The sequence below is a fragment of the Xanthomonas axonopodis pv. maculifoliigardeniae genome (assembly GCF_041519315.1).
GTDB lineage: Bacteria > Pseudomonadota > Gammaproteobacteria > Xanthomonadales > Xanthomonadaceae > Xanthomonas > Xanthomonas euvesicatoria.
The window spans coordinates 339591-352537 of the sequence record NZ_CP167998.1; the positions used below are offsets into that span (position 1 = coordinate 339591).

General features: G+C 65.5%; 13 protein-coding genes. 10 read left to right on the forward strand and 3 right to left on the reverse strand.

Going from position 1 to position 12947, the window contains the following annotated elements; translation table 11 throughout:
* The first annotated feature begins 38 nt into the window (after nt 1-38).
* Together ACDH77_RS01465 and ACDH77_RS01470 are read left to right on the forward strand one after the other, a co-directional pair.
* Nucleotides 39-956 carry a LysR family transcriptional regulator gene (locus tag ACDH77_RS01465; RefSeq protein ID WP_372353687.1) on the forward strand — a complete coding sequence of 306 codons (918 nt, stop codon included), beginning with the start codon at nt 39-41 and terminating at the stop codon, nt 954-956.
* Nucleotides 957-1166: 210 nt separating this feature from the next.
* Nucleotides 1167-1985 (forward strand): TatD family hydrolase, encoded by an 819-nt coding sequence (locus tag ACDH77_RS01470; RefSeq protein WP_372353688.1) that lies wholly within the window; start codon nt 1167-1169, stop codon nt 1983-1985.
* 142 nt (nt 1986-2127) lie between these two features.
* Here ACDH77_RS01470 and ACDH77_RS01475 read toward each other — a convergent pair whose 3' ends face one another.
* Nucleotides 2128-2796 carry a VOC family protein gene (locus tag ACDH77_RS01475; protein WP_372353689.1) on the reverse strand — a complete coding sequence of 223 codons (669 nt, stop codon included), beginning with the start codon at nt 2794-2796 and terminating at the stop codon, nt 2128-2130.
* A 332-nt stretch (nt 2797-3128) separates the two neighbouring features.
* Between ACDH77_RS01475 and ACDH77_RS01480 the strand changes: the two genes are divergently transcribed.
* On the forward strand, nt 3129-4007 hold the full coding sequence (locus ACDH77_RS01480) for a hypothetical protein (protein ID WP_372353690.1): 879 nt from the start codon (nt 3129-3131) through the stop codon (nt 4005-4007).
* A gap of 286 nt (nt 4008-4293) precedes the next feature.
* Here ACDH77_RS01480 and ACDH77_RS01485 read toward each other — a convergent pair whose 3' ends face one another.
* Entirely contained in the window at nt 4294-5181 is an 888-nt protein-coding gene (locus tag ACDH77_RS01485) for a LysR family transcriptional regulator (protein ID WP_014089071.1), read from the reverse strand.
* 96 nt (nt 5182-5277) lie between these two features.
* On the opposite strand from ACDH77_RS01485, the gene ACDH77_RS01490 reads away from it, so the two are divergent.
* Complete coding sequence (locus ACDH77_RS01490; protein WP_372353691.1) at nt 5278-6564, forward strand: MFS transporter; 1287 nt, start codon at nt 5278-5280, stop codon at nt 6562-6564.
* 19 nt (nt 6565-6583) lie between these two features.
* On the opposite strand, the gene ACDH77_RS01495 is transcribed toward ACDH77_RS01490, so the two are convergent.
* Complete coding sequence (locus ACDH77_RS01495) at nt 6584-7012, reverse strand: MerR family transcriptional regulator (RefSeq protein WP_031420750.1); 429 nt, start codon at nt 7010-7012, stop codon at nt 6584-6586.
* A 90-nt stretch (nt 7013-7102) separates the two neighbouring features.
* On the opposite strand from ACDH77_RS01495, the gene ACDH77_RS01500 reads away from it, so the two are divergent.
* The 6 genes from ACDH77_RS01500 to purU all read left to right on the forward strand — a co-directional run bounded on the left by ACDH77_RS01500 (nt 7103) and on the right by purU (nt 12944).
* Nucleotides 7103-8023: an alpha/beta fold hydrolase gene (locus ACDH77_RS01500; RefSeq protein ID WP_277574427.1), complete on the forward strand. Its 921-nt coding sequence runs from the start codon at nt 7103-7105 to the stop codon at nt 8021-8023.
* A gap of 278 nt (nt 8024-8301) precedes the next feature.
* A complete protein-coding gene (locus tag ACDH77_RS01505; RefSeq protein WP_033479224.1) occupies nt 8302-9183 on the forward strand; it encodes an NAD-dependent protein deacetylase in 882 nt (293 codons plus the stop codon).
* 59 nt (nt 9184-9242) lie between these two features.
* On the forward strand, nt 9243-10361 hold the full coding sequence (locus ACDH77_RS01510) for an NADH:flavin oxidoreductase/NADH oxidase (RefSeq protein WP_011346028.1): 1119 nt from the start codon (nt 9243-9245) through the stop codon (nt 10359-10361).
* Nucleotides 10362-10395: 34 nt separating this feature from the next.
* The gene (locus ACDH77_RS01515) at nt 10396-11274 is read left to right on the forward strand and encodes an NAD(P)-dependent oxidoreductase (RefSeq protein WP_057681340.1); all 879 of its coding nucleotides are present in this window, start codon (nt 10396-10398) and stop codon (nt 11272-11274) included.
* A gap of 213 nt (nt 11275-11487) precedes the next feature.
* Nucleotides 11488-11880: an XVIPCD domain-containing protein gene (locus ACDH77_RS01520; RefSeq protein WP_008574877.1), complete on the forward strand. Its 393-nt coding sequence runs from the start codon at nt 11488-11490 to the stop codon at nt 11878-11880.
* A 212-nt stretch (nt 11881-12092) separates the two neighbouring features.
* Complete coding sequence (gene purU, locus ACDH77_RS01525; protein WP_014089076.1) at nt 12093-12944, forward strand: formyltetrahydrofolate deformylase; 852 nt, start codon at nt 12093-12095, stop codon at nt 12942-12944.
* Nucleotides 12945-12947 lie beyond the last annotated feature (3 nt).

The window sequence follows — 12947 nt, forward strand, 5'->3', positions numbered from 1 at the left end:
CCATTGCAAAAAATGCAACGCCAACCGAGCCCCGCCGCATGCTGACCTTTTCGCGCTTTACCCGGTATTTCATCGAAGTGGCCCGCTGCGGCAGCATCCGCAAGGCCTCCGAGGTGTTGCACGTGTCGGCGTCGGCGATCGACCGGCAGATCCTCAAGGCCGAAGAAGAACTGGGCGCCCAGCTGTTCGAACGCCTGCCCGGCCGGCTGCGGCTGACCGCTGCCGGCGAGCTGTTGCTGGTGGACGTGCGCGGCTGGGAGAAGGCCTACGCACGCACCCTGGAGCGCTTCGACGAGCTCAAGGGCCTGCGCCGGGGGCATGTGGAGATCGCCATGATCGACGCGCTCAGCGAAGGCGTGGTGCCCGCGGCGGTGGCCGCGCTGGTGCAGGAGCACCCGGGCATCACCTTCAACCTGTCCACCGCGCACAACCAGCGGGTGATGGAAATGGTGACCTCGGCCGATGTGGATATCGGCCTGCTGCTGGACCCGGTCAGCAGCGTGGACCTGGAGGTGCGCGCGTTTGCGGACATTCCGCTCGGCATTGCGATGCCGGTGGGGCACCCGTTGAGCACCCGTACCGAGCTGCAGCTGAGCGAGACGCTGGAGCACCGTCTGTTGCTGCCGGCCGCGCCGTTGATCGTCGGCGAGCACGCCAAGGTGCTGTACCAGCGCCAGCACATCGATGTGAAGCGGCTCACCCACTGCAACGACGTGCGCACCCTGCGCGGCCTGGTGCGTGCCGGCGCCGGCGTGGGGCTGATGTCGTGGCTGGACGCCGCCCCGGACGTGGCCGACGGGCGCCTGGCCTTCGTGCCGTTTCGTCAGCACCTGACCAAACCGATGACGCTGGCGCTGTGCGTGGCCCCGCAGCGGCAGCTCTCGCGTTCGGCGCAGCTGGCGATCCAGGCGCTGGCGGCAAAGATCGATGCGATGGCGGTGCCGGCGGTGGGGTGAGTGTGTCGCGCAGGCGGCCCTCATCCCTGCCCTTGTCACACAGGGGGAAGGATCGCGCGTTCGTGCAGGCTTGTGGCTGAGGCACCGCTGACCGCATGCAGATCCCGTTACGGATGCTCTTTCCCCCGCCTGCCGGAGCAGGTGCCCGCAGGGCGGATGAGCAACCTCACCCAGTACAATCACCCCTGTTCTTTCAGGCGACACCGCAGCATGCAATTGATCGATATCGGCGCCAACCTCACCCATGACGCGTTCGATCGCGATCGCGATCGCGATGCGGTGCTGCAACGCGCACGCGATGCCGGGGTGGCGCAGCTGGTAATTACCGGCGCCAGCCGCGAGCATTCGCCGCTGGCCCTGCAACTGGCGCAGCAACACCCCGGATTCCTGTACGCCACCGCCGGCGTGCATCCGCATCACGCAGTGGAATTCACTGCCGAATGCGAAGCGGAAATGCGCACCCTGCAGGCGCATCCGCAGGTGGTGGCAGTGGGCGAGTGTGGGCTGGATTACTTCCGCGATTTTGCGCCGCGCCCTGCGCAGCACAAGGCCTTCGAACGCCAGCTGCAGTTGGCCGCCGACAACGGCAAGCCGCTGTTCCTGCACCAGCGCGATGCGCATGAGGATTTCATCGCCATCATGCGCAGCTTCGAAGGCCGCCTGGGTGCGGCGGTGGTGCACTGCTTCACCGGCACGCGCGACGAACTGTTCGCGTATCTGGACCGCGACTACTACATCGGCATCACCGGATGGCTGTGCGATGAGCGCCGCGGTGCGCACCTGCGCGAGCTAGTGCGCAACATTCCGGCCAACCGGTTGATGATCGAAACCGATGCGCCGTACCTGCTGCCGCGCACGCTCAAGCCGATGCCCAAGGACCGCCGCAACGAGCCGATGTTCCTGTCGCATATCGTCCAAGAGCTGGCGCGCGATCGTGGCGAAGATGTCGCGGTGACCGCCGCCAACAGCACGGCCGCGGCGCGTGCGTTCTTCCGCTTGCCGGAGCCTGCCAGCGCCACGAGCGGCTGACAGCATCTCGCAATCGTGCCGCATTGGCGCGCTGTTACCGCAGTGCACGCGTGCCGCATGCCGCACCGAGCCGGCCACCTGCCGGCGGTGAGCGCAGTGCTGCTGTGCACGGCGCTGAGTGGATCGAGCTGCGCGCGGAAGTTTACGCGGCCAGCAATTCCCACCCCTGCGCATCGCGCAGGCGCAGGCCGGGTTCTGGCGCGTCCACGCTGATGCGCAGGCCGTCGGCCCAGGGCAGTTGCCGTTGTTGCGGAAACCACCGCCGGCGCTGGTCGACCACGATCAACAGGCCGTGGTCATCGCCCAAGGCCGCAAAGCCCTCCAGCGGCGGGGCGAAGGGTTGCAGGCCGAAGTGATGCGCCAGGCTGCGCGTCACCACCTCGACATTGTTGCTAGGCAGGCCGATTTCGCTCAGGCACCGCAGTTCTTCGCCGCCGAACTGGCCTTTACCGACCGGTGCATCCTGCAAGGCATTGCGCGCGATCAACTCCAGCACTGCGCCATCGGGCCCGGCGAAGTACACCGAGTGCGACTGCCACACGCCGTCCAGGGCGAAATGCTCGCGACCGTGTGCATCGCTCAGCAAGGTGGCGCGTGCGCCAATCCACTGCGCAGCGGCTTGGAAGCGCGACGGGGCCACGTTGAAGGCTAGATGCACGCTGCCCACCGGCCGCTGCGCCTGCACGCATTCCAGTGTGCTCCAGCCGATGCGCACCGCGTTGCCATGGATGGGCAACTGCAGTACATCGCGGTAGAAGCGCAGGGTCAGGTCGGGGTCCAGGCAGGGCAGTACCAGATGACGCAGATGCATGGCGGCAATGTCGTTGGAAAACCGGCATTGAACGACCTCAAGCGCAGTTGAGGTCAAGCGTTTCACTCTGCGCGTCGTAACCGGTGGTGAGTAAGTGCCGGCCTGCGGGCTGACCTGGCTGAGTTTTGCCTGCAATTGCTGGCATCGATCAATTTCAATGTTCACAGCCACTCGTTAGTTGCCCGACAGTTCGCTGCTTCGCAGGCCGGGCCTTCGCATACGCAAGCGGGATTTCCATCGACGTGGACGCGGCGTGCGCATCATTGCCTATGCTTTAGGAAAGCATGGGAGATGTACAAATGGGAAACTGCCTACGCATACCCTCTGCAAACATGGCGCCCGCGTTGCCGGAGCATGGCACCGCCGAAGCGTCCACCAGCAACCCCATGCCGCATGCAGGAAACATGACGGCTGGGCCGCAGGAGCACACTGCCGTCGAGGGTTGCGCAGGACGCCAGATTGCCGATATGTGGCTGTCATCCCTGGAGCGACCGGCCCGCAGACCCTCCGGGAGTAGGAGCCAATCCACTGCCCGGTTGCGCCCCCAATCGAAGTTGGAGAAGTTGACCGAGCAACGCCAATCGATGCTACAGCGCGCGATCATTCTGGAAGACCAGTGGCGGAGTCTTCAGGAACGCTGCGCGAGAACAAGTGTCGGCGGCCGGCAAGCATTCAATCTCGATATTCTCAAGGGAATCATTGACCGGGACAAACAGGCGTTGGAGCGCATGGGCGGTGAAGGTAGCTATATCGCTGAGCGCCACCTTCACCGAATCGAACGCACACTGCTGGATTTTGAGAAAAAAATCAGCAATCAAAAAAAACTGGAATCGCATCTTGCAAAAGCGAACGATTTCCTGGCCCGGCTGAAGCTGCTGAAAGACGAGCTCTCAAGCCGAGGCGAAAACAAGGGCATCTTGAATGATATCGATTTAAATATAAAAGACTTGGAAGGCATCTTGAATGAACTGACGAGGATTGATGCCAATGGTGCCGGCATCGAATACGACGGCTGCCGTGGGGGTGCCATCGCGTACTTCGATAGTGTCACTATATCGCTTGAAGCGATGCTTCGAAGCCATGATCCAGGCTATTCTGATTATCTGCGGCCTGCGCTGGCCAATGTCCTACAGGATGGTTACTCACCAAGCAGGCGGAAGGCGGTAAGCGATGCTGGGGTGCGCGGTGGCGCCAGCGATGGCATTTCTTGAAGAGCCAGCCCGCAGAGTCTCAATGGTCTCCATAGGACGGCGATTGGTCTTCCAAAGCGCAGCCACGTAACGTCTGCCTCGGTGTTCCCTGTGCGAGTAACAACCCGGCACTTCCCCGACGTCGATGATCTGGGAAACGATGGGTTGCTACTCGAACGATGTCTGCAGTGAGCGCCGGCCCCTCGCGGTCGGTGCATGCTCTCGTCAATGATCAGGGCCCAGGGTCAACATCGTTCCAACGGCATCAAGCAGGAACGTCGCTGTATCGTAGGTCGTGTGGCCAGCGCTAGATCAACTTGGCCAGCGCCCACAAATGCCGCACCAACGGTGTGGTTTCCAGTCCACCCGGCGCGGCGGCCAGGGCCAGTCGCGCCAGCGGCATATGGCCTTCGATATCCAGATAGCGCACGCCGGGCCGCTGCAGCTGCGCGGTGGAGGCGGGCACCACCGAAACGCCCAGCTCGGCGGCCACCAGATTGATGATGGACGACATCTGTGGCGCTTCCTGGGTGATGCGCAAGGTCACGCCGGAGTCGCGGCAGGCGGCGAGGATTTCGTCGTACAGGCTCGAGCCGAAACTGCGCGGAAACAGAATGAAAGGTTCCCCGGCCAGTGCGGCCAACGGCGCGCTGTTGCGCGTGGCCAGGGGGTGCGCGGCGGGGACGGCGATCTTCATCGGCTCGTCGGCAAAGCGCAGCAATTGCAGATCCGGTGGCGTGCTCAGCCCGTAGCGCACGAACGCCGCATCCAGACGGCCATCGGCCAGCCCGACCAGCAGGCTGGCGGTATTGGTTTCTTCCAGCAGCAACTCCACCTGCGGCCACTTGCGGCGGAAGTCGCGAATCAAGCGCGGCACCACCGGGCTGAAGGCGGCAGAGGCGGTGAAGCCCAGGCGCAACCGTCCGGATTCGCCACGCGCCACCCGGCGTGCGGTTTCGGCGGCGCGTTCCACATCGGCAAGCACGCGCCGCACCTCGCCCACAAACGCCTCGCCAGCCGGAGTGAGCTCGGCGCCGCTGTGGGTGCGCCGAAACAACGGCGTGCCCAGCTCGCGTTCCAGGGTCTGGATCTGCTGGCTGAGCGGCGGTTGGCCAATGCCCACGCGCGCGGCGGCGCGGGTGAAGTTGCCTTCTTCGGCAACCGCGAGGAAATAGCGCAGGTGGCGCAGCTCCATCCATCTGTTCCAGATATGGCAACTGCCGGCATCATATATTGGACAGGGGGTGGCGGCAGGCGAATACTCCCCTTCCCACGTCACACGTGCACTGCCGTGTCTTCCTCCGATCATCGCCCGGGTTTGTTGCCTGACCCACCCACCCGTTCCGGCCCCGACGCCGACGCCGACGCACCTGCAGCGGTGCGCATTCGCCTGGCGCTGTTTCTGGCCGGCTTTGCGACCTTTTCGCTGCTGTACAGCGTGCAGCCGCTGCTGCCGGAATTTGCGCGTGCCTTCAAGGTGGACCCAGCGACCGCCTCGCTGCCGTTGTCGCTGGCGACCGGTGCGCTGGCGCTGGCGATTTTTGGTGCTGGCGCAGTGTCGGAAAACCTGGGCCGGCGCGGATTGATGTTCGTGTCGATCGCATTGGCAGCAGGACTCAATCTGATTGCTGCGTTCCTGCCGCACTGGGGCGCGCTGGTGGTGATGCGTACCTTGTCCGGCATCGCGCTGGGCGGGGTGCCGGCGGTGGCGATGGTGTACCTGGGCGAAGAATTGCCGGCCAGCAAGATGGGGGCGGCCACCGGCCTGTACGTGGCCGGCAATGCCTTTGGCGGCATGAGCGGGCGCATCGTGATGAGCGTGCTGACCGACCACACCGATTGGCGCACCGCATTGGCGGTGTTGAGCGTGTTCGACCTGCTGTGCGCGCTGGCGTTCTTCTGGCTGCTGCCGCCGTCGCGCAATTTCGTGCGCCGGCACGGCATCAACCTGCGCTTCCATCTGCGCGCCTGGGCCGGGCACCTGCGCGATCGCAATCTGCCGTTTCTGTTCGCGCTGCCGTTCCTGTTGATGGGTGTGTTTGTGTGCCTGTACAACTACGCCGGCTTTCGCCTGGGCGGGCCGGAATTCGGCTTGAGCCAGAGCCAGATCGGGATGATCTTCAGCGCCTATGTGTTCGGCATCGTCAGTTCCTCGGTGGCCGGTGCGGCATCGGACCGGTTCGGGCGCGGGCCAGTGGTCACGATCGGCATCGTGCTGTGCGGGCTCGGCGTGGCGCTGACCCTGGCGCACGTGCTGGCGTTGGTGGTGGCCGGCATCGTGGTGGTGACGATCGGGTTCTTCATCGCGCATTCGGCCGCCAGCGCATGGGTGAGCCGGCTCGGTGGTGCGCATCGCAGCCATGCCGCGTCGCTGTATCTGCTGGCGTATTACGCCGGCTCCAGCGTGATCGGCGCGCTCGGCGGCTGGTTCTGGCAACACGGCGGCTGGGCCGCGTTGGTCGGCATGTGCCTGACATTGTTGATGCTGGCGCTTGCGTCGGCATACGTGCTGCGCCAACGTGCCGACGATGCACGCCCCTATGGCCGGTTTGCCCCGCATCCTGCGCGGGGCGAGTGATGCAGCGCGCCCGACGCTTCTAGCGCGCCCGCTGGCGCCGTGTGGCTTGCGCGGCTGAAGACGTGGCGGCCGTTGCATCCCCGGCTGCCTGCGCCAAGGTTGCCAACAGATGCGCACGCCGCCGCTCCAGATCGGCCAGCTGGCGCTCGATCAGCTGCAGGCGCGCGCGATGCGCCTGCGCGGTTTCCGGGCACATCTGCGCGCCTTCCACCAGGCGCATGCACTCAGGAAAGCCGACAATCTCATCCAGGTTGAAACCTGTTGCAATCAGGCGCTGTATCTGGCGCACCTGTGCAATGCATGCATGAGGAAAGACCCGGTAGCCGTTGGCGCTGCGCGAGGATGTCAGCAACCCGTGCGCATCGTAATGACGGATCGAACGCACGCTGGCGCCGGTCTGTTGCGCCAGCGCACCAATGCGCAGCAAGGGTTCAGAGCAAGCGGCCATGCGCCAAGCATACGCTGCGCGCACGGCTTTGACCCTCACATTGGTGTGAGGCTGCACGATCACGGCTCTTATTCGTCTGGAGCTCACCCGATGTCTGTTCGCCTGTTGCCCGGCAGCCGCATGCTGCCGCTGCGCTACCTGTTGGCGTGTGTGTTGTTGATATGTTCGATGTGGGCGACAGCCAGCCCGAGCGACATTGCGACCGCACGCAGCTATACCGTCACCGCACCCGATGGCGTGCGCCTGGCGGTGCAGGAGCACGGCGCCACCGATGGCACGGCCATCGTCTTCGTGCATGGCCTGCTCGGGAGTCGCATCAATTGGGATGCACAACTGGCCGATGTGCGCCTGCAGCGGTATCGGCTGATTACGTACGATTTGCGCGGGCATGGCGCTTCCGGCAGGCCGGCTGCCGCATCGGCGTATCAAGACGGCATGCGTTGGGCTGACGACCTGGCTGCCGTGTTGAAGGCCGCAAACGCGCGCCAGGCGGTCCTGGTGGGCTGGTCCCTGGGCGGCGCGGTGATCAGCAACTACCTGAGCCGATATGGCGATACCGGGCTTGCCGGCGTGGTGTACGTCGACGGTGTGATCGAACTGCGCGCAGAGCAGCTGGGCGCGCATCCGGCGGTCTATCGCGATCTGGTTTCGCCCGATCTGCGTACGCATCTGCAGGCGGTGCGGGATTTCCTGCGGCTGTGCTTTGCCACCCAACCGCCGGTGCCGGTGTTCGAGACCTTGCTGGCCAACGCATCGCTGGCCTCGTGGGACATGCAGCGTGCCGTGCAAGGCATGTCGATCGATATCGCCGGCCTGCAGCGCACGCGCCTGCCGGTGCTGCTGATGTACGGCGCGCGCGATGCCCTGGTCGCCACCGAGCCGACCGTGGCGCGTGCGCGCCAGCTCCAGCCGCGCGCGCAGACCGTGCTGTATCCGGATGCCGGGCATGCGCCGTTCCTGGAGGACAGTGCGCGTTTCAATCAGGATCTGCTGCGCTTTGTCGAACACTGAACGCGCCGCGCATTGAGCACCGGCAGCCACAACATGCCCCACCGCGGACGGCTCGAAACCACCCGCGCGGCCATGGCGTGATGCTGTACCGTCTGCGTGCCTGCATCCAGGACGGCGCGTTGCGCGTATTCGGTGTACATCTTCACTCGACGACGACGGTGTGATGTGCACAGCTATGCGCGAACAAGCGCGCCGGTCTGGCGGCCGACACGGCGCCGCGGCGGGCCGGGCACGTGGCGCTGGCGCAACGTGCTCCCATGGCTTTCCGGAACTACCACATGACCGCTGTCCCTGCCCACGACGATCACCCGCTGCAGGACTTCATCGCGCGCCATCGGCGCCTGTTCGTGCTCACCGGTGCCGGCTGCAGCACCGATTCGGGCATTCCCGATTACCGGGACCTGCAAGGCGGCTGGAAGCGTCCACAGCCGGTGACGTTCCAGGCGTTCATGGGCGAGCTATCCACGCGGCAGCGCTACTGGGCGCGCAGCCTGGTCGGCTGGCCGCGCTTCGGCCAGGCACAACCCAATGCCACCCATCACGCGCTCGCTGCGCTGGAAGCGCGCGGCCAGTTGGAAGTGCTGCTCACCCAGAACGTGGACCGCCTGCATCAGGCCGCTGGCAGCCAGGCGGTGATCGATCTGCATGGCCGGCTCGATGTGGTGCGCTGCATGGGCTGCGAGCGCCGCATGCCACGCAGCGAATTTCAACTGTTGCTTGAGCAGGCCAATCCGGGCTGGGCAGCGCTTGAGGCCGCGCAGGCGCCCGATGGCGACGCCGATCTGGACGATGTGGCCTTCGAGCATTTCGTGGTGCCGCCGTGCCCGGTGTGCGGTGGCGTGCTCAAGCCGGATGTGGTGTTCTTCGGCGAGAACGTGCCGCGCGAGCGGGTGGAGCGCGCCTTTGCGCATCTGCACGCTGCCGATGCAGTGCTGGTGGTGGGTTCGTCGTTGATGGTGTACTCGGGCTTTCGCTTCGTGCAGACCGCCGCGCGCAACGGCTTGCCGATCGCCGCGCTCAACTTCGGGCGCACGCGTGCGGACGCGCTGCTGACGTTGAAGGTGGAGCAGTCGTGTGCGCAGGCGCTGGCGTTCCTGCACGGGCCGACGGACCTGCCGCGTGTACGTAGCGTCAATGACGCCGGTGCGCGCTCTGCATGACGCAGTGATCCATCGCAGCGGTTGTGCCGGCGCGCGCGGCGCAGTGCAATAAGCACCCCATGTCAGCTGTGGATGCCGCCTTGAGCCAGTTGTTCTCCCCCATCACCTTCGGTCCGCTCGCGCTCGCCAACCGGATTGTCATTGCGCCGATGTGCCAGTACTCGGCACAGGACGGCCGCGCCAGCGATTGGCACCGCATCCACCTGGGCACCTTGTCGCAATCGGGCGCCGGCTTGCTGATTCTCGAAGCGGCGGCGGTGGTGCCGGAAGGGCGCATCAGTTACGCCGATCTTGGTTTGTACGACGATGCGACCGAGCAGGCCCTGGCCGAGGTGTTGCAATCGGTACGACGCTGGTCGCCGATGCCGATCGGCATCCAGCTGGCGCACGCCGGCCGCAAGGCGTCGACCGATCTGCCGTGGAAAGGCGGCGAGGCCATCGCACCCGATCATGCGCATGGCTGGCAGACCGTGTCTGCATCGGCGCTGCCGTTCCGGCAGGGACAGCCGGTGCCGCAGGCATTGGACGAGGCGGGGATCGATGCCGTGGTGGACGCCTTTGTCGCATCGGCAAAACGTGCCGAACGGCTGGGCCTGGAGTTGATCGAACTGCACGCCGCACATGGTTATCTGATGCATCAGTTCCTGTCGCCGCTGAGCAACCAGCGCAGCGATGCGTATGGCGGGTCGCTGGAAAACCGCATGCGGCTGACGCTACGCATCTTCGATGCGGTGCGTGCGGCAGTGTCCGAAAAAATCGCCGTTGGCGTGCGCATCTCGGCCACCGATTGGGTCCAAGGCGGTTGGGATGTGCAGCAGAGCATCGCCTTGTCGCAGGCGCTGGATGCACGCGGCGCGCATTACATCCACGTCTCCAGCGGCGGGCTTGATCCACGCCAGCAGATTCCGTTGCAGGCGGGCTATCAGATTCCGTTCGCACAGGAGATTCGCGCGCAGGTGAACACGCCGGTGATTGGCGTAGGCTTGATCACCGAGCCGGCGCAGGCCGAGGCAATTTTGCAGGAAGGCCAGGCCGACGCGATCGCGCTGGCGCGTGGCATCCTGTACGACCCACGCTGGCCGTGGCATGCCGCCGCGGCACTGGGCGCATCGGTCACGCCGGCACCGCAATACCTGCGTTGCGAACCGCGCGATGCGCGGGGCGTGTTCGCCAACTGACTGCACCTGACGTCATACCGAACAAGGACACCGCATGCCGATAGGATTTCTGGGCTTGGGCACGATGGGCCTGCCGATGGCGCACAACCTGCTGCGTGGCGGGTTCGCGTTGAGCGTGTGGAACCGTTCGCCCGAACGCGCCCAGCCGCTGCACGACGCTGGCGCCACGGTGGTGGAGCGACCGCACGATGCCGCGCATGGCCCGCTGCTGTTTTCGATGCTGGCCGACGACAATGCAGTGCGCCAGACCGTGCTGGAGCGTGGCGTACTGGACGCGCTGCCGGCGGGCAGCGTGCACGTCAACATGGCCACCATTTCGGTGGCGCTGGCACACGAGTTGACCGCGCTGCATGCCGAACGTGGCGTGGCCTACGTGGCCGCGCCGGTGCTTGGGCGTGTGGATGTAGCCGAAGCCGGCAAGCTCAATATCCTGGCCGCCGGCGATGAAGCGGCCGTGGCTCGGGTGCAGCCGATGTTCGATGCGCTGGGGCAGAAGACCTGGTACATCGGTCGCGCACCGGAGCAGGCCAATGCAGTGAAGCTGGCCGCCAACTTCTGCCTGGCCAGCGCCATCGGCGCCATGGCCGAAGCCAGTGCGCTGGCACGCGGTCACGGTGTGGATGCCACGCAATTTTTGGGCATGCTCACCAGCACCTTGTTCGCCGCGCCCGCCTACCAGGGCTATGGCCGGCTGATCATGCAGCGCCAATACCTGCCGGCGGGTTTCACCGCCACGCTGGGCCGCAAGGATGTGGACCTGGCCATCCAGGCCGGCGCCGACAAGCAGGTGCCGATGCCGTTGGGCGAACTGCTGCGCGCAGGGCTGGACGAGGCCATTGCGCATGGCGACGGCAACGCAGACTGGGCGGTCCTGGCGGACGTCTCGGCGCGGCGGGCAGGGCAGGTGGCCTGATCACCTTGCGCAACGCGGATTGAGCCCTGCGCAAGGCACTTGGCTTCATGCCACGACGGCCCACCGCTTGCTCACCCAAACATGCAGCGGACCTTCTAAAATGCCGGCTCGTTACAGCCGCCGCTCCAGGGAGGATGCGATGCGACACCTGCAGATCACGCTCGGCTTGCCCGTGCGCGCGCCGAGCGCACGGGCTTGCGCCGGTGGCACGCGATGACCGACGCACCGGTCATCCACCAGGGCCCGGTGGGCCCCGACCATCCCGAGCACCCGGACCACTACCTGTTCGCACAGATCCGCGAAGCGGTCAGCGTGCTGGACGCCGAGTTAGGCAAGCCCGTGGACCAGGCAAGCGAACGCATGGCCGCGCGCCTGCTGCCGCTGGCCAAGCAGCATGGCTTCGACCAGGTGGACTACGTGGTGCTCAGCCGCCATCTGGGCGAAGTCGGCGAGAACGTGTTCCTGGTGCGTGGCGAGCTGTCCGACCCCGCGCATCTGCGTGCACACATCACCACGCAGGAAGCCATGGAAACATCGGTGGACGCATCGCTTGCGCAGCTGGAGGAGATCAACCGGCGGCTGATGCTGCGTTTGCCGCCGCGCTGAGTGCCGATGCCGGACGTGCGTGGCGGTGCCGCGCATCCGCATCGGTGCACGCATGGCCCTGCCGGGCGACACGTGATGTTGGCTGCACGTCATCTTGCAGAGCGTCAAACATCGGCTGGACGGCACGCCGGTTTTTGCACCCGTTCGCACTGCAAAAGTTACCGACGCAAGCACTGCGTCGGTGATGTCGCGCATTGGCTATCATTGCGCCGATGCGCTCCGACTACATCCTCACCCTGTCCTGTCCCGACCGCACCGGTATCGTCTATCGCGTGACCGGGCTGCTGTTCGACCTGGCCTGCAACATCCTCGACGCACAGCAATTCGGCGACGACGAAAGCGGGCGATTCTTTCTGCGCGTGCATTTCCACAAACCGGCAAAGACCGACATTGCCGCGCTGGAGCAGCGCTTTGCCGTGCTCGCTGGCGAATTTCAGATGACATGGCAACTGCATGACGCACGCCGCCGCGCGCGCCTGCTGGTGCTGGTGAGCAAGCAGGGCCATTGCCTCAACGACCTGTTGTTCCGCATGCACAGCCGGCAATTGCCGGTGGACATCGCTGCGGTGGTCTCCAACCACACCGACTTCGCGCCGTTGGCAGCCTCCTACGGCATCGCCTTCCACCATCTGCCCGTGAGCGCCGACACGCGCGCCGCGCAGGAAGCGCAGCTGCTCGCCCTGGTCGATGATCTGCAGATCGATCTGGTGGTGCTGGCGCGCTACATGCAGATCCTGTCGCCGCAGCTGTGCCGGGCACTGGCCGGGCGCGCGATCAATATCCATCACAGTTTCCTGCCCAGTTTCAAGGGCGCGCAGCCGTATCACCAGGCGCACGCGCGCGGGGTCAAGATCATCGGCGCCACCGCGCACTACGTCACCGAAGATCTGGACGAAGGCCCGATCATCGAGCAGGACGTCGCCCGCGTGGACCACGCCATGACCCCGCGCGACCTGATCCGCCTGGGCAGCGACACCGAATCGCTGGTGCTGGCGCGCGCAGTACGCCGCCACGTCGAACACCGCATCGTGCTCAATGGACATCGCACGGTGGTGTTTCGTTGAGGC